At 76.8% G+C, this 1,072-nt stretch carries 1 protein-coding gene; it reads left to right on the top strand.

Features of this window, described 5'->3' with window-relative positions; genetic code table 11:
• Positions 1 to 38: 38 nt before the first annotated feature.
• On the top strand, positions 39 to 1,072 hold a 1,034-nt coding region (locus CQZ88_RS23340; RefSeq protein WP_374703837.1), incomplete at its 3' end, for a M28 family peptidase.

Below are 1,072 nucleotides of genomic sequence, written 5' to 3'. Positions count from 1 at the left end.
CCCCCGCCGGCGCGGGCCGCACCCGCCGGGCCGGCCGGATCGGACTGCTCGTGCTGCTCCTCGTCGGGCTCGCGGCCACGCTGCGGACCCCGGCGGCACCCGCACCGGCCGACGCTCCCCCCACCGCGTTCAGCGCCGTCCGCGCGACGACCCACGTCGAGGCGGTGGCCGCGCGGCCGCGCACCCCGGGTTCGGCCGGCCATGCCGAGGCCCGGGAGTACCTGGTCCGCATCCTCGACGACCTCGGCTGGTCCGTCCGCGTCGACGACGGCGTCGGCTGGTCGGCCACCGCCGTGCAGGGCACCCAGCGGGGCGGCCGGGTCGCGAACGTCGTCGCCACCCTGCCCGGCACCGACCCCACCGGCACCGTCGTGCTCGCCGCGCACTACGACACCGTCGCCGGCTCCCCCGGCGCGGGCGACGACGGGATCGGGATCGCCACGGTGCTCGAGGCGGCCCGCGCCCTGACCGCCGGCCCCCGTCCCCGGAACGACGTCACGGTGCTCGTGACCGACGGCGAGGAACGCGGCCTGCTCGGCGCCGAGGAGTACACGCGGCGGCAACCGGCCGACGCGAGGCCGACGGTGGTGCTCAACCACGAGGCCCGCGGCAACGGCGGGATCCCCGTCACCTTCCGGATCTCCTCCCCCAACGCGGGTCTCGTGGGTGTGCTGTCCGGCGTGCCCGGCACGACCGCGGACTCGTTCACCCAGACGGCGTTCGAGTTGCTGCCCAACGACACCGACTTCCGCCGCCTCACCGAGGCCGGCATGCACGCCGCGGACACCGCGATCGCCGGCGGCGGCGCCTACTATCACAGTCCCCTCGACACCCCGGACCGGCTCGACACCGCGTCGCTGCAGCGCATGGGAGAAACCACCCTTGCTGCGGCACAGCGGTTCTCGTCCGCCGACCTGGCAGAGCTCGGCTCGGGGGGCGACGACGTCGTCGTCACGCTGCCCTGGGGGCCGGTGCACTACCCGCGCCCGCTCGAGATCGCCCTGACCGCGCTGCTCGCCGCCGTCACCGGCGCCCTCGCGGCCCGGCGGATCCGGGACGGTGCCGCCTCGGC

Source organism: Rhodococcus sp. ENV425, from assembly GCF_002887785.1.
GTDB lineage: Bacteria > Actinomycetota > Actinomycetes > Mycobacteriales > Mycobacteriaceae > Rhodococcus > Rhodococcus aetherivorans.
The sequence above is the reverse complement of the archived record's forward strand: the minus strand, read 5'-3'. Positions and strand labels throughout refer to the sequence as shown.